General features: G+C 58.8%; 13 protein-coding genes. 9 read left to right on the top strand and 4 right to left on the bottom strand.

What is annotated here, in order from left to right; translation table 11 throughout:
• Positions 1 to 25 precede the first annotated feature (25 nt).
• The 7 genes from infB (at position 26) to ABUK12_RS12270 (ending at position 10,026) form a co-directional block, all read left to right on the top strand.
• A complete protein-coding gene (gene infB, locus ABUK12_RS12300; RefSeq protein WP_410016510.1) occupies positions 26 to 2,734 on the top strand; it encodes a translation initiation factor IF-2 in 2,709 nt (902 codons plus the stop codon).
• Positions 2,735 to 2,798: 64 nt separating this feature from the next.
• A complete protein-coding gene (rbfA, locus tag ABUK12_RS12295) occupies positions 2,799 to 3,212 on the top strand; it encodes a 30S ribosome-binding factor RbfA (protein ID WP_410016509.1) in 414 nt (137 codons plus the stop codon).
• Complete coding sequence (gene truB, locus ABUK12_RS12290; protein WP_410016508.1) at positions 3,212 to 4,153, top strand: tRNA pseudouridine(55) synthase TruB; 942 nt, start codon at positions 3,212 to 3,214, stop codon at positions 4,151 to 4,153. Before rbfA ends, truB begins: the two co-directional genes overlap by 1 nt.
• Positions 4,154 to 4,270: 117 nt before the next feature.
• Entirely contained in the window at positions 4,271 to 4,540 is a 270-nt protein-coding gene (gene rpsO / locus ABUK12_RS12285; protein ID WP_331123068.1) for a 30S ribosomal protein S15, read from the top strand.
• A 238-nt stretch (positions 4,541 to 4,778) separates the two neighbouring features.
• Positions 4,779 to 6,896 (top strand): polyribonucleotide nucleotidyltransferase, encoded by a 2,118-nt coding sequence (pnp, locus tag ABUK12_RS12280; protein ID WP_410016507.1) that lies wholly within the window; start codon positions 4,779 to 4,781, stop codon positions 6,894 to 6,896.
• Between the two features lie 149 nt (positions 6,897 to 7,045).
• Positions 7,046 to 7,930 (top strand): lipoprotein NlpI, encoded by an 885-nt coding sequence (gene nlpI / locus ABUK12_RS12275; protein ID WP_410016506.1) that lies wholly within the window; start codon positions 7,046 to 7,048, stop codon positions 7,928 to 7,930.
• 173 nt (positions 7,931 to 8,103) lie between these two features.
• Positions 8,104 to 10,026 carry a DEAD/DEAH family ATP-dependent RNA helicase gene (locus ABUK12_RS12270; RefSeq protein WP_410016505.1) on the top strand — a complete coding sequence of 641 codons (1,923 nt, stop codon included), beginning with the start codon at positions 8,104 to 8,106 and terminating at the stop codon, positions 10,024 to 10,026.
• A gap of 95 nt (positions 10,027 to 10,121) precedes the next feature.
• Here the strand turns inward: ABUK12_RS12270 and ABUK12_RS12265 are convergent, their stop codons facing one another.
• From ABUK12_RS12265 to ABUK12_RS12255, 3 genes are all read right to left on the bottom strand, one after another.
• The gene (locus ABUK12_RS12265) at positions 10,122 to 11,132 is read right to left on the bottom strand and encodes a luciferase-like monooxygenase (protein ID WP_410016504.1); all 1,011 of its coding nucleotides are present in this window, start codon (positions 11,130 to 11,132) and stop codon (positions 10,122 to 10,124) included.
• A 145-nt stretch (positions 11,133 to 11,277) separates the two neighbouring features.
• Positions 11,278 to 12,156: a U32 family peptidase gene (locus tag ABUK12_RS12260; protein WP_410016503.1), complete on the bottom strand. Its 879-nt coding sequence runs from the start codon at positions 12,154 to 12,156 to the stop codon at positions 11,278 to 11,280.
• Between the two features lie 13 nt (positions 12,157 to 12,169).
• Positions 12,170 to 13,165 (bottom strand): ubiquinone anaerobic biosynthesis protein UbiU, encoded by a 996-nt coding sequence (locus tag ABUK12_RS12255; protein ID WP_410016502.1) that lies wholly within the window; start codon positions 13,163 to 13,165, stop codon positions 12,170 to 12,172.
• 292 nt (positions 13,166 to 13,457) lie between these two features.
• On the opposite strand from ABUK12_RS12255, the gene ABUK12_RS12250 reads away from it, so the two are divergent.
• Together ABUK12_RS12250 and ABUK12_RS12245 are read left to right on the top strand one after the other, a co-directional pair.
• The gene (locus ABUK12_RS12250; protein ID WP_410016501.1) at positions 13,458 to 13,982 is read left to right on the top strand and encodes a ubiquinone anaerobic biosynthesis accessory factor UbiT; all 525 of its coding nucleotides are present in this window, start codon (positions 13,458 to 13,460) and stop codon (positions 13,980 to 13,982) included.
• Positions 13,976 to 14,485, top strand: a complete 510-nt coding sequence (locus ABUK12_RS12245; protein ID WP_410016500.1) for a GNAT family N-acetyltransferase — start codon at positions 13,976 to 13,978, stop codon at positions 14,483 to 14,485. The genes ABUK12_RS12250 and ABUK12_RS12245 overlap by 7 nt, the downstream gene beginning before the upstream one ends.
• Here the strand turns inward: ABUK12_RS12245 and ABUK12_RS12240 are convergent.
• The gene (locus ABUK12_RS12240; protein ID WP_410016499.1) at positions 14,466 to 14,819 is read right to left on the bottom strand and encodes a GIY-YIG nuclease family protein; all 354 of its coding nucleotides are present in this window, start codon (positions 14,817 to 14,819) and stop codon (positions 14,466 to 14,468) included. The genes ABUK12_RS12245 and ABUK12_RS12240 overlap by 20 nt on opposite strands.
• Positions 14,820 to 14,975: the final 156 nt, after the last annotated feature.

The following is a 14,975-nucleotide window of genomic DNA, read 5'->3' as shown; positions in this document are numbered from 1 at the left end:
TAAACTGTAGCAGGAAAGGAACAGCATGACAGATGTAACCGTAAAATCGCTCGCCGCAGAAATTCAGACTCCGGTCGATCGCCTGGTACAGCAGTTTGCTGATGCTGGTATCGACAAGACCGAAGCCGATTCTGTGACCCAGCATGAAAAACAAACGTTATTAGCGCACCTGAACCGTGAGCGGGGCAGCGCGCCGAATAAACTCACTTTACAGCGTAAAACCCGCAGTACCTTGAATATTCCGAGTACAGGCGGTAAAAGTAAATCGGTGCAAATAGAAGTCCGCAAGAAACGCACGTACGTGCAACGCGATCCCCAGTCCGCCGAACAGGCGGAAGCGGAAGAGCTGGCTAAACGTGAAGCGGAAGAACTGGCCCTTCGTGAGGCTGAAGAGCGTGCTGCGCATGAAGCCGCTGAAAAAGCCAAGCATGAAGCCGAAGAAAAAGCAAAACGTGCGGCCGACGATAAAGCCAAACGTGAGGCCGCTGATACAGCGAAGCGTGTGGCAGCGGAAAGTGAAAAATTGACCAACCAGCAGACCAATAATATGACTAAGTCACCACAGGCGGTCGAAAAAGCCCGCCGTGAAGCCGAGGCCGCTGAGCTTAGACGTAAAGCGGAAGAGGAAACGCGTCGCAAGGTTGAAGAAAGTGCACGCCTCGCCGTCGAAGAAGCCAAGCGGATGGCGGAAGAAAACGGCGGCACCTGGGTTGCCACGCCGGAACCGACGGAAGAAGATGCCAGTGACTATCACGTCACCACCTCTCATCACGCCCGCGAGGCGGAAGATGAAAACGACCGTAAGGTCGAAGGTGAGCGTCGCGCCCGCACGCGCGGCGGCAAGGCGACCAAACAGAAAAAGACCAGCCGTCTGTCCGAATCCAAGGCCGACCGTGAAGAAGCGCGCGCCGTGGGCCGTAAAGGCAAGCGCAAGCCAAGCACGCTGCAGCAGAGCTTTAATAAGCCCGCCCAGATCGTTAACCGCGATGTGGTGATTGGCGAAACCGTCACCGTTGCCGAACTGGCCAATAAAATGGCGGTGAAAGGTTCCCAGGTTATCAAGGCGATGATGAAACTCGGCGCCATGGCGACCATCAACCAGGTTATCGATCAGGAAACCGCGCAGCTGGTGGCCGAGGAAATGGGCCATAAAGTTATCCTGCGCCGCGAGAATGAACTCGAAGAAATGGTGATGAGCGACCGCGATATCGACGCGGCGGCCGAACCCCGCGCGCCGGTGGTGACCATTATGGGTCACGTCGACCATGGTAAGACCTCGTTGCTCGACTATATCCGCTCCACGAAAGTGGCGGCAGGCGAAGCCGGCGGCATCACCCAGCATATCGGCGCCTACCATGTGGAAACCGAGAATGGCATGATCACTTTCCTGGATACCCCCGGACATGCGGCGTTTACCGCCATGCGTGCGCGCGGCGCCCAGGCGACGGATATCGTGGTGCTGGTCGTGGCCGCTGACGACGGCGTGATGCCGCAGACCATCGAGGCCATTCAGCACGCCAAGGCGGCGAAGGTGCCGGTGGTGGTGGCGGTGAATAAAATCGACAAACCCGAAGCCGATCCGGATCGGGTGAAGAACGAGTTAACCCAGTACGGCGTGATCCCGGAAGAATGGGGCGGCGAAAGCCAGTTCGTCAACGTGTCGGCGAAATCCGGCGTCGGTATCGACGAACTGCTTGACGCTATCCTGCTGCAGGCCGAAGTGCTGGAGCTTAAAGCCATCCGCAACGGCATGGCCAGCGGCGCGGTGATTGAATCCTTCCTGGATAAGGGCCGCGGCCCGGTTGCGACCGTACTGGTGCGCGAAGGCACGCTCAATAAAGGCGATATCGTCCTGTGCGGCTTTGAGTACGGCCGTGTGCGCGCGATGCGCGACGAGTTGGGACGTGAAGTCTCCTCGGCCGGCCCCTCCATCCCGGTAGAGATCCTCGGCCTGTCCGGCGTGCCCGCCGCGGGTGATGAAGCCACGGTGGTGCGTGACGAGAAGAAAGCGCGGGAAGTGGCCTTATACCGTCAGGGCAAATTCCGCGAAGTCAAACTGGCGCGCCAGCAGAAGTCCAAGCTGGAGAATATGTTCGCCAATATGACTGAAGGCGAAGTCTCCGAGCTGAATATCGTGCTGAAAGCCGACGTTCAGGGCTCCACCGAAGCGATTTGCGATGCTCTCGAAGCCTTGTCCACCGCTGAGGTTAAGGTCAAGATTGTCGGCTCCGGCGTCGGCGGCATCACCGAAACCGATGCCACCCTGGCCGCGGCGTCCAACGCCATCATCCTGGGCTTCAACGTTCGTGCCGATGCCTCCGCCCGCCGGGTGGTTGAAGCGGAAAGCCTGGACCTGCGCTACTACTCGGTTATCTATGACCTGATTGATGAAGTCAAACAGGCCATGAGCGGTATGCTGGCCCCGGAATATCGCCAGGAAATCATCGGCCTGGCCGAAGTGCGCGATGTGTTCCGCTCGCCGAAGTTCGGCGCCATCGCCGGTTGTATGGTGACGGAAGGCGTGGTGAAGCGTCACAACCGTATCCGCGTGCTGCGCGACAATGTCGTGATCTACGAAGGCGAGCTGGAATCCCTGCGCCGCTTTAAGGATGACGTCAACGAAGTGCGCAACGGCATGGAATGTGGTATCGGCGTGAAGAACTACAACGATGTCCGTCCGGGTGATGTGATTGAAGTCTTCGAAACCATCGAGATTCAACGCACCATCGAGTAAACCGCCGCGAACATTTATTGATGCAAGGGGGCTTATGCCCCCTGTTTTGTCTGGAGAAATTATAATGGCAAAAGAATATAGCCGAACCCAGCGCGTCGCCCAGGAAATGCAAAAAGAAATTGCCATCATCCTGCAGCGCGAAATCAAGGACCCCCGCGTCGGCATGGCCACCGTCTCCGGCGTGGAAGTGTCGCGCGACCTGGCCTACGCCAAGGTGTTCGTGACCTTCCTTAATGATAACGAACCACAGCAGATAAAAATCGGCATCACCGCGCTGCAGGACGCCTCAGGGTTTATCCGCAGCCTGCTGGGCAAGGCCATGCGCCTGCGCGTCGTGCCGGAACTGACATTCTCCTACGATAACTCGCTGGTGGAAGGCATGCGCATGTCCAACCTGGTCAGCCAGGTGGTGCAAAAAGATCGCGCCCGCCGCAGCGAAGCCGAACCCGACGAGGGCGGCGAGGGCAAGGAAGACTGATGGGCCGCCCAAGTCGTCGCGGCCGCGATATTGACGGCATCGTATTGCTGGACAAGGGGATGGGCCTCTCCTCCAACGATTTGCTGCAAAAAGTTAAGCGGCTGTTCCACGCCAATAAAGCCGGGCACACCGGCGCGCTGGATCCGCTCGCCACCGGTATGCTGCCCATTTGCCTGGGGGAAGCGACTAAATTCTCCCAGCATCTGCTTGATGCGGACAAGCGCTACCGGGTGGTGGCCCGGCTGGGCCAGCGCACCGATACCTCCGATGCCGAGGGCACTATCATCAGCGAGCGCCCGGTGGCACTCGATCAGGCCCGGCTGGAGCAGGCCCTGGCGCGCTTTCGCGGCGAAACGCCGCAAACGCCCTCGATGTATTCGGCGCTGAAATACCAGGGCAAGCCGCTGTATGAATATGCGCGCCAGGGAATAGATGTACCCCGTCCCACGCGTTTGATTACCCTGTATGCGCTGGAGTTGATCCGCTGGGATCAGGATAGCGTCGAGCTGGAAATCCATTGCTCGAAAGGCACCTATATCCGCACGATCGTCGACGATCTGGGCGAAATGCTGGGCTGCGGCGCCCATGTGATTGTCCTGCGCCGCCTGGCGGTGGCGCGTTATCCCGCGGAGCGCATGGTCACGCTGGAACAGTTGCAGGCGCTGGCCGCCGCCGATCCGCTGGCGCCGGCCACCCTCGCCGCGCTTGACAGCCTGCTGCTGCCGATGGACAGCGCGGTGGATGATATGCCCGAGCTCAATTTGCCGCCGGCCGCCGCCGGCCTGGTCAGAATGGGCCAAACGGTCGCCACGGCTGATGCGGCGCGGACGGGTATGGTCCGGTTGACCGAAGGGGTGGAACGGCGCTTTTTCGGGGTGGGGGAAATCACCGAAACCGGCCTGGTCGCCCCCCGGCGGCTGGTGGCCGAACCGCGCGTTTGATTGAGTGCGCGCCTTGCGATCGGGGTGCGCTAAGAGTAGAATAGCGCGGCTTATGAATGGGGTTGCTGAATTAGAGATCGGCGCCTGTGTATTTCACAATAAATCTGGAGTGTTATAATGTCTCTAAGTGTTGAAGCGAAAGCTAAAATTGTTACTGATTTCGGCCGTGATGCCAACGATAGCGGTTCCACCGAAGTACAGGTTGCTCTTTTGACCGCTCAAATCAGCCATTTGCAAGGCCATTTTGCGGAACATAAAAAAGATCACCACAGCCGTCGTGGCCTGCTGCGTATGGTTTCACAGCGTCGTAAGCTGCTTGACTACCTGAAAGGTAAAGATGTCGCACGTTACACCGGCCTGATCGAGCGCCTGGGCCTGCGTCGCTAAGCCAGACAGTTTCGGTAGAAAGGGGCCTTATGTGGCCCCTTTCTTCTAGGGAGCAATAACCTTTCCCGGTAATGCGTTGTTGCTTAAGTAGATTCTTCAATTGCTGACATACGCGCGGCTAATGAGAGACTTTATCCGCAGGGTAAGGATTGTCATTAGTCGCGAGGATGCGATAAGAAGATGGGTTAGTCATCGGTGAGTTTTTCTGATTATGCTCACCCTGAAAAAGGATATCATTTTGCTAAATCCGATCGTGCGCAAGTTTCAATACGGCCAACATACCGTCACCCTCGAAACCGGTATGATGGCTCGCCAGGCGACCGCCGCCGTGATGGTCAGCATGGACGACACCGCGGTATTCGTTACCGTGGTCGGGGCCAAGCAGGCCAAGCCGGGACAGAGTTTTTTCCCGCTGACCGTGAACTACCAGGAAAGAACGTATGCCGCCGGGCGTTTCCCGGGTGGCTTCTTCCGTCGCGAAGGCCGTCCCAGCGAAGGCGAAACCCTGATTTCCCGTCTGATTGACCGTCCGATTCGCCCGCTGTTCCCGGAAGGCTTCCTCAATGAAATCCAGGTGATTGCCACCGTGGTATCGGTCAATCCCCAGGTAAGCCCGGATATCGTGGCGATGATTGGCGCTTCCGCCGCCCTCAGTCTGTCCGGCATTCCGTTCAGCGGCCCGATCGGCGCGGCGCGTGTCGGTTATATCGATAGCCAGTACGTCCTGAACCCGACCATGGCCGAACTGGCCGTAAGCCGTCTGGACCTGGTGGTCGCCGGCACCGCGAACGCTGTGCTGATGGTTGAGTCCGAAGCGCAGCTGCTAAGCGAAGACGAAATGCTGGGCGCGGTGGTGTTCGGCCACGAACAACAGCAGATTGTCATCGACAATATCAATGCCCTGGTTGCCGAAGCCGGCAAACCGAAATGGGAATGGCATGCCCCGGAAGTCAACGCCGCGCTGCAAAGCCGCGTTGCCGCACTGGCTGAAGGCCGCCTGGGCGATGCTTACCATATTACGGAAAAACTTGAGCGCTACGCCCAGGTCAACGCCATCAAGGCCGATGTGGTTGCCGCGCTGCAGGCCGAGGACGACACCCTCGACGAAGGCGACATCAAGGAACTGCTGGGCAGCCTGGAAAAAACCGTGGTCCGTAGCCGCGTATTGCGTGGCGAACCGCGTATCGACGGTCGCGAAAAAGACATGATCCGCGGCCTGGATATCCGTACCGGCGTACTGCCGCGCACCCATGGCTCCGCCCTGTTTACCCGCGGCGAAACCCAGGCGCTGGTGACCGCCACCCTCGGCACCGAACGCGACGCCCAGAACATTGATGAGCTGACCGGCGAGCGTACCGACCGTTTCCTGCTACACTATAACTTTCCTCCGTACTGCGTTGGCGAAACCGGTATGGTCGGCTCGCCGAAACGTCGCGAAATCGGCCATGGCCGCCTGGCGAAACGCGGTGTGCTGGCGGTAATGCCTAAAGCGAGTGAATTCCCGTATACCGTGCGTGTGGTATCGGAAATTACGGAATCCAACGGTTCTTCGTCCATGGCCTCCGTTTGCGGCGCGTCATTGGCCTTGATGGACGCAGGGGTGCCTATCAAGGCGGCCGTTGCCGGCATCGCGATGGGCCTGGTGAAGGAAGGCGACAATTTTGTGGTCCTGTCCGATATCCTGGGCGACGAAGATCATCTTGGCGACATGGATTTCAAGGTGGCCGGCAGCCGTGAAGGCGTGACCGCGCTGCAAATGGATATTAAGATTGAAGGCATCACCCGCGAAATCATGCAGGTGGCGTTAAACCAGGCCAAAGGCGCCCGGTTGCATATCCTGGGCGTGATGGAACAGGCTATCAGCCTTCCGCGCGGCGATATCTCCCAGTTCGCGCCGCGTATCCATACCATTAAAATCAGTCCCGACAAGATCAAGGACGTGATTGGTAAAGGCGGCTCGGTTATCCGCGCGCTGACCGAAGAAACCGGCACCACCATCGAAATCGAAGATGACGGTACGGTGAAGGTGGCGGCGACCGATGGTGAAAAAGCCCGTCATGCCATTCGTCGTATCGAAGAGATTACCGCTGAAATCGAAGTGGGCCGCATCTATAATGGTAAAGTGACCCGTATCGTTGATTTTGGCGCGTTTGTGGCCATCGGCGGCGGCAAGGAAGGTCTGGTGCATATCTCGCAAATCGCCGACAAGCGCGTGGAGAAAGTGTCCGACTTCCTGCAGATGGGTCAGGAAGTCCCGGTTAAGGTCCTGGAAGTCGATCGCCAGGGGCGTGTGCGCCTGAGCATCAAGGAAGCGACCGCGCCCGGGCAGGATCAGGTTGTGCCGGAAGTAGAATAATCAGCACGGAATTAGAGTAGAATAACTGTTAGCGCATTTTACAGCTCCTTACCGGGTAGGGAGCTGTTCGTATCACAAGGGCGGGACGCCTTGTGTTAAGCCGATGGGGGACAGGACGTTCATCCAATGTTTTTCTTCGGGAGTGGGAAATGAGGCCTTACTTGCGCTGGTGGTTCGTTGCGATGGCGTTTATGCTGGCAGGATGCAGCAACATTGATTGGCGTAAAGATGACGTTTTAGCTGTGCCATTACAGCCGACGTTACAACAGGAAGTCATCCTGGCACGCATGGAACAAATCCTGGCGAGCCGGGCACTAACCGATGATGAACGAGCACAGCTATTATATGAGCGCGGAGTGCTGTATGATAGTCTCGGGTTGAGAGCGCTGGCGCGAAATGATTTTTCACAAGCGTTGGCTATCCGGCCTGATATGCCTGAGGTTTTTAACTATCTCGGCATTTATTTGACGCAGGCAGGCAATTTTGATGCTGCCTATGAAGCGTTTGATTCTGTACTAGAGCTTGATCCAACTTACAACTACGCGTATTTAAACCGTGGCATTGCCTTGTATTATGGAGGCCGCTACCGTTTGGCGCAGGATGATCTGCAGGCGTTTTATCGCGACGACCCAAATGATCCTTTCCGTTCGCTGTGGCTTTATCTGGTTGAGAAACAAATCGATACCAACAAAGCCAAAGACGCGCTGACTCAGCGCTATAAAAAAGCGAACAGGGGGCAATGGGGATGGAATATTGTCGAGTTCTACCTGGGGGACATCAGTGAAACTACGCTGATGGAGCGCCTTAAGGCGGACGCAACGGATAACACTTCGCTCGCCGAGCATCTCAGTGAAACTGACTTCTATTTAGGTAAGCATTACCTAAGTCTGGGGGACAAGAACTCCGCTTCGGCGCTGTTCAAACTGACGGTCGCTAACAACGTACATAACTTTGTTGAGCACCGCTATGCATTGTTGGAATTGGCGCTCTTAGGCCAAGGGCAAGACGACCTATCAGAATCGGACCAGCAATAGCTGACGAACTAAACTATTCAGCCCATTACCTTTTTTATCATCTGCAAGGGTGAGGGCTTGTTTGTTCGTTTTAAATCCAATTTGAGCCGGTTCACACTTTTGATGAAAATGAATGAATGTTTTCACGACGAGGTATGTAGACTGGCCGCCATGATGAAATGAGGCACGTGTACATGTCTGAAGTTGAAACCAAAGCAGAAATTAATTTTGCCGATCTGGGGCTTTCCACCCCCATCCTGAACGCCCTGACCGACCTGGGTTATGAAAAACCATCGCCGATCCAGTTAGAATGTATTCCGCAGCTGCTCGCGGGACGCGACGTCTTGGGTATGGCGCAAACCGGGAGCGGCAAGACCGCCGCGTTTGCCCTGCCTTTATTACACAATATCAATGCCGAACTGGCTGTACCGCAGGTGCTGGTGCTGGCGCCGACCCGTGAGCTGGCTGTGCAGGTCGCGGAAGCGATTTCCGATTTTGCCAAGCACATGAAAGGCATTAACGTGGTGGCGCTGTACGGCGGCCAGCGTTATGACGTGCAGCTGCGCGCCCTGCGCCAGGGTCCGCAGGTGGTGGTGGGCACGCCCGGTCGTTTGCTCGACCATTTGAAACGCGGCACCCTCGACCTGTCCAAATTAAGCGGACTGGTGCTGGACGAAGCCGATGAAATGCTGCGCATGGGCTTTATCGAAGACGTCGAAACCATTATGGCGCAGATCCCGGCCAAGCATCAGACCGCCTTGTTCTCGGCCACCATGCCGGAAGCGATTCGCCGCATTACCCGTCGTTTTATGAACGACCCGCAGGAAGTGCGCATTCAATCAAGCGTCACCACCCGTCCGGACATCAGCCAGAGCTACTGGACGGTGCAGGGCATGCGTAAGAATGAAGCGCTGGTCCGTTTCCTGGAAGCGGAAGACTTTGACGCCGCCATCATCTTCGTGCGCACCAAAAATGCCACGCTGGAAGTGGCGGAAGCGCTGGAGCACAGCGGCTACAACAGCGCGGCGCTGAACGGCGATATGAACCAGGCGTTGCGTGAGCAAACGCTGGACCGCCTGAAGGACGGCCGCCTCGATATCCTGATTGCCACCGATGTAGCTGCGCGCGGCCTGGATGTTGATCGCATCAGCCTGGTCGTGAACTACGATATCCCGATGGATTCTGAGTCCTACGTTCACCGTATCGGCCGTACCGGCCGTGCGGGCCGCGCCGGCCGTGCGCTGCTGTTTGTTGAAAACCGCGAACGCCGCCTGCTGCGTAATATCGAACGCATCATGAAGCTGACCATTCCGGAAGTGGAAATCCCGACCGGTGACGTCCTGAGCCAGCGTCGCCTGGCTAAATTCGCCGCCAAGGTCCAGGCCCAGTTGGAAAGCAGCGATTTGGATATGTACCGCGCGCTGCTGGCTAAATTACAGCCGGCGGAAGAGCTGGATATGGAAACGCTGGCCGCCGCGTTGCTGAAAATGGCCCAGGGCGAACGCCCGCTGATCCTGCCGCCTGATCCGGTCATTAATCGTCGTCCGCGCAGCGAGTTCCGCGATCGTGACGAACGTCGCCCTGAAGGCGCCGATCGCGGTGGCGAACGTCCGGCCCGCCGTGAACGTCGCGACGTTGGCGAAATGGATCTGTACCGCATTGAAGTGGGCCGTGATGACGGCGTTGAAGTACGTCATATCGTGGGCGCCATTGCCAACGAAGGCGATATCAGCAGCCGCTATATCGGCAATATCAAGCTGTTTGCTTCCCACTCCACCATTGAGCTGCCGAAAGGCATGCCGGGCGATATGCTGTCGCATTTCACCCGTACGCGCATCCTGAATAAACCGATGAACATGCAGTTTGTCGGCGAAGCAGTGGCCGCGCCGCGCGGTGAACGCCGTGGCGGCGGTGCCGGTGCGCCGCGTGGCGCCTTTGGCGGCGAACGTCGTGAAGGCGGCAACGGTGCTCCCGCCGGTCGTCGCAGCTTCAGCGGCAGCCGTGAAGGCGGCGCGCCGGCGGAACGTCGTTTCAGCGGCAGCCGTGACGGCCAGCGCGGGCCGCGTCGCGAAGGCGATGCCGCCGCCGCGCCGACCACGCGTCGCCGTGATGCATAATCGCTGAATGATAAAAAAACCCGCTGCGGCGGGTTTTTTTATGGCGGAAGGCAACCCGGCTCGGGGGACAGGGTCAGGTGGGATTTAACAAGCGATTACGCCGTCAGTGCCGACCGCGCCGCCATCGCCAGCTCAAACGAACGCAGCCGGGCCTGGTGATCAAAAATCTGGCCGTTGATCATCAGCTCATCCGCGCCGGTTTTATCGATAATCGCCTGCAGCCCGGCGCGCACCTGATCGCGATCGCCCACCACCGACATGCGCAGCGCCTGTTCCACGCCATATTGCTCGCCTTGCGACCATAACGCGTCGAGGTCCTGCACCGGCGCCGGCAGCGGGCCGGGCCGGCCGCGGCGCAGGTTAATGAACTGCTGCTGCATGGAGGTAAACAGGAAACGCGCGTCGCGTTCGCTGTCGGCGGCCACCACATTGATGCACACCATGGCGTAAGGCTGTTCGAGGGAGGCGGACGGTTTGAAATTCCGGCGGTAGAGATCCAATGCCTGCCACAACAGGTCCGGCGCGAAATGCGAGGCGAAGGCAAACGGCAGCCCCAATGCCGCCGCCAGCTGGGCGCTGTACAGACTGGAGCCCAGCAGCCAGATTGGCACATGCAATCCCTGTCCCGGCACGGCCTGCACCGGCTGGCCCGGCTTCGCGTCGTCGAAATAGCCCAACAGCTCCTGCACGTCGCGCGGGAAATTATCCACCTCGCCGGCCAAATGGCGGCGCAGGGCAATCATGGTACGCTGATCGGTGCCCGGGGCGCGTCCCAGGCCCAGATCGATACGTTTGGGGTAAAGGGTTGCCAGCGTGCCGAACTGTTCGGCAATCACCAACGGCGAATGGTTCGGCAGCATTACGCCGCCGGAGCCTATCCGCAGCGTGGTGGTGCCGCCGGCGATATAGCCCAGCAGCACCGCGGTGGCGGCACTGGCGATACCGGTCATATTGTGGTGCTCGGCCGCCCAGTAACGATGATAGCCCCATGCCTCGGCGTGGCGGGCGAGATCAAGCGAGCATTCAAACGCCTGCCGGGGCGTGGAGCCCTGGGGTACCGGCGCCAGGTCGAGCAGCGAAAAAGCGATAGGTTGTTGTTTAATCATAAGTAAACTCACAGTCAGTCGTCGCCCATAGCTTTGCGGGCTAATGATAACTATGAGTATTACCCAATTTTCCGCTTTCCGATACTACTAATATTTGTAGGGTTATCGACCGCCGAATCCGCGGCGCACGCCTTGGGGACGCCCGCTACTCCACCAGTTCCAGCCCGGCGATACGCCGCCAGTAGCCGTTGCAGTCCCTGTCGCGCGCCAGCGCCAGGGGCTGCTGTCCCTGCTGGTTGGCCCTAAAACGCTCCAGCATGGCGAGGGTATCCATTCCCTGCGGCGACAGCCGTACCACATCCACCATACCTTGCATGGAGGTCTGTTCGTTAATCAGGTTATAGCAATAGCCGCTTTGGGTCTGGATGCCGTTGAGGACGAATACCCGCTGCTGTTCCTGCGACAAGACCTCGCGCCCCTGCGGATACTTAATGCAGCAGGTTTCACATTCGTCTTTCGGCCGGTTTTCCGAACGCGCGGTAAAACAGCGGGCGGAATAGGCCAGGGGAAGGTGGCCGTAGCTGAACAGTTCCACTTCAAACCCGCCGCGAAAACCGAGCTCGTCGCATTGCGCCAGAATATTGCCCAGCCATTCCCTGGACAGCTCCACCGGCATACACCAGCGCACCATGCCCTGGCGGTGCAGGATGCGCAGGGTATAGGCGTTATAGCAATTCAAGGCGGGACCGGCGACAAACGGCAGCCGGTGTTCCGCCGCGAGGTGCGCCAGGCCGATATCGTTCGCCTCCAGCAGAAACTCGCCGTTGTCCAGATAACGTTTCAGCTCGCTTAATTCCGATGGCGCCTGAATCAGCGCCAGCGTGGAAATCACCACCTGCTTGCCGGCGGACGCCACCGCTTTGGCAAGCGACAGCCAATCGCCGGTTTTCATGGCGCGGCGTTTACTGCAAATGGTCTCGCCCAGATAAATGATATCGGCGCTGCTGTCGCACGCCGCCTGGTAAAAGGCTTCGATATCCGGTTTCGGCCAGTAATAGAGTACCGGCCCCAATGCATATTTCATGTCGGGTCTCCTGTTACTGCCAGCGGCGATGATAGGCGCCAAGCGTGGTTTGCGTTCCTTCGGACACCGCGCCCAGCGCCTCGGTCCATGCGGGCAGCGGCGCAAAATCCTGGGGATTGGCGATACAGCTGTCGATAGCCTGGCGCCAGACCTTGGTCACCTGGCTGACGTAAGCGGGGCTGCGCTGCCGTCCTTCGATTTTCACCGAGGCGATATTGGCCGCCAGCAGTTCGGGAAGCAAAGACAGCGTATTGAGGCTGGTCGGCTCCTCCAGCGTATGATACTTCTGTCCGTCCACGTAATAGCGGCCCTTGCACAACGTCGGGTAGCCGGCGTTTTCGTCCGGGCCGTAGCTGTCGATAAGGACGTTGTTCAGACGCGATTCCATGGCGGAGCCGGTTTGCGTCCAGCGCACGAAACGCGCCGGTGAACAGGCGCCGACGGTATTGGGCGATTCGCCCGTCAGGTAGGAGGAGAGATAGCAGCGCCCCTCCGCCATGATGCACAGGCTGCCGAAGGCGAACACTTCCAGCGGTACCGGGCTGATAAGCGCCAGCTGTTTCACCTGATGCATCGACAGCACGCGCGGCAGCACCACCCGCGCCACGTCAAAATGCTGTTGGTAGAAGCGGATGGCCGCCTCGTTGGTGGCGGACGCCTGCACCGAGACATGGCGTTCAATCTGCGGATAACGCGCGGCGGCGTATTCCAGCATGGCGGGATCCGCCAGGATCAGCGCGTCCGCCCCCGCCTGGGCCGCCATATCCACGGCGCGTTGCCAGCGCGCGTAACCGTCAGGGTGGGCAAATGTATTAATGGCGATATGCAGTTTTCGTCCGTGGCGATGCACGTACTCCTGCGCTTCCTGCAGACGTTTGTCGGTAAAATTCAGGCCGGCGAAATGGCGGGCGTTGGTATCGTCCTTCAGGCCGATATACACCGCGTCGGCGCCGTTATCGACGGCAGCCTTGAGGGCCGGAAGGTTCCCGGCGGGACAGAGCAGCTCCATAAAGCTCCCGAATAGTGTGTTGGCATGGGCGCAGAGCGTGTCATGCCGTAAAGGATCATTAGCCAACGGGTTGTTTTAGCAGCAAATGATGCATAGTCGTTATGGCAATTCTAAATAAGGTTGGCGCGGGAAAGATTGATTTGAGGCAGCTTATGGCGTAATGACAGCATTTAAAGCTGCGACGGCTATGCTTAAATAAGCAATCTTTCTTTATGAATAATTGATGTAGACCCCGACTGGTTTTAACCACTGTGGCAAAATAGGCGCAGATTCGTTTAGAGGAGTAGAAACAGTGTTGGAAAAACTACGAGCACACTTGGTGCGCCGGGGGCCGTCGCTGTTGCGCTTGCCGATCACACTGACACCGTTCGCGTTGCAGCGTCAGGTGTTGGAACAGGCGCTGCGCTGGCAGTTTCGCGCAGCGCTGGCCGAGGGTGAACTGGCTTTTCTGGAGGGGCGCTGGCTTAGGATCGAGGTCGAGGATATCGCGCTGGTATGGTATATGACCGTCGAAAATGAGCAACTGAAGGTCAGCCGCCAGGCGCGGGCCGATGTCAGCTTCAGCGGCAATGCCAACGATCTGATCCTTATCGCCGCCCGTAAGGAGGACCCCGACACGTTGTTTTTCCAGCGCCGGCTGCGCATCGAAGGCGATACCGAGCTTGGCCTGTACGTGAAAAATCTCATGGATTCGATTGATCTGGCCACCATGCCGCCCTTGCTGCGCGCGGCGCTGATGCAGATTGCCGCCTTTATTCAGGCCGGCTTGCAGGAGGGCGTGGATGCCGAGGGCATCCACGTATCCCAGCCGTGCTGATACGCGTGGAAATACCGGTGGATGCGCCGGGAATCGACAGCCTGCTGCGGCGGGCCTTCGGGCGCGACGCCGAGGCGGAGCTGGTCCATCGCCTGCGTGAGGATGGGCTGCTGACCCTGGGTATCGTGGCCACGGACGACGAAGGCGGGGTTATCGGCTACGCGGCGTTCAGCCCGGTGTGGATTGGCGGCGAGGATTGTCAGTGGGTCGGCCTGGCGCCGCTGGCGGTGGAGGCCGCTTTCCGCCGCCAGGGCATCGCCCGGCAGCTGATCTATGAGGGGCTGGACACCCTTAACGAGTTCGGTTATCGCGCCGTGGTGGTCCTGGGCGCGCCCGACTATTATTCGCGCTTCGGTTTCATTCCCGCCGCGCGTTCACAGCTGCATTGCCGCTGGCCCGGCGCGGAAGCCGCCTTCCAGCTGTTTACCCTGGCGGAGGATGCGCTGGAGGGCGTCAGCGGCCGGGTGGAATACGCCGAGCCGTTTAATCAGCTGGCGCTTTGACGGCCGGCTGCCCGCTATTTCCCGGATAGTCGCCGGTACGCCGTTGCGGCTGCAGGCTCGGCCAGATCGCCTCAAGCGTTGAAGCCTGGCTCGCGACCAGCCGCTCCTTTTGCGCCCGCGTCAGCTGCTTGATGCGATACTCCCATCGCAATGCCCCCCCCCGATCGCCGGCCGGGCAGTGGTAGACCAGAAGCAACGGACCTTTGCCGCGCAGGGCCTTGGCGCCGCTGCCGCGTTGGTGCTGCGCCAGCCGCCGGGCCACATCGGTGGTCACGCCGGTATAGAGGGCGCCGCCGGCGGTGCGAATCAGGTAAATATGCCAGCAAGGGGTCATGGAATTGCGCCTTAAGCAGCCAAACGAAATCTAGTGGGAAATGGCCTCTTGGGCAAAGAGTCCATGGGTAATATTTCCAGAAACAGCTATGATGGTACCTACTTTAACCGTCAGGCGTAAAGGACGATATTAAGCCCTTAATACGCTGTGCAAGGT

Source organism: Sodalis sp. C49 (assembly GCF_046352915.1).
Taxonomy (GTDB): Bacteria; Pseudomonadota; Gammaproteobacteria; order Enterobacterales; family Enterobacteriaceae; genus Acerihabitans.
The sequence above is the reverse complement of the archived record's forward strand: the minus strand, read 5'-3'. Positions and strand labels throughout refer to the sequence as shown.

Bases quoted from the DNA above. Each gene is read 5' to 3' on its own strand.
- infB (WP_410016510.1), top strand. From the start codon at position 26: ATGACAGATGTAACCGTAAAATCGCTCGCCGCAGAAATTCAGACTCCG.
- rbfA (WP_410016509.1), top strand. From the start codon at position 2,799: ATGGCAAAAGAATATAGCCGAACCCAGCGCGTCGCCCAGGAAATGCAA.
- truB (WP_410016508.1), top strand. From the start codon at position 3,212: ATGGGCCGCCCAAGTCGTCGCGGCCGCGATATTGACGGCATCGTATTG.
- rpsO (WP_331123068.1), top strand. From the start codon at position 4,271: ATGTCTCTAAGTGTTGAAGCGAAAGCTAAAATTGTTACTGATTTCGGC.
- nlpI (WP_410016506.1), top strand. From the start codon at position 7,046: ATGAGGCCTTACTTGCGCTGGTGGTTCGTTGCGATGGCGTTTATGCTG.
- ABUK12_RS12270 (WP_410016505.1), top strand. From the start codon at position 8,104: ATGTCTGAAGTTGAAACCAAAGCAGAAATTAATTTTGCCGATCTGGGG.
- ABUK12_RS12265 (WP_410016504.1), bottom strand. From the start codon at position 11,132: ATGATTAAACAACAACCTATCGCTTTTTCGCTGCTCGACCTGGCGCCG.
- ABUK12_RS12260 (WP_410016503.1), bottom strand. From the start codon at position 12,156: ATGAAATATGCATTGGGGCCGGTACTCTATTACTGGCCGAAACCGGAT.
- ABUK12_RS12255 (WP_410016502.1), bottom strand. From the start codon at position 13,165: ATGGAGCTGCTCTGTCCCGCCGGGAACCTTCCGGCCCTCAAGGCTGCC.
- ABUK12_RS12240 (WP_410016499.1), bottom strand. From the start codon at position 14,819: ATGACCCCTTGCTGGCATATTTACCTGATTCGCACCGCCGGCGGCGCC.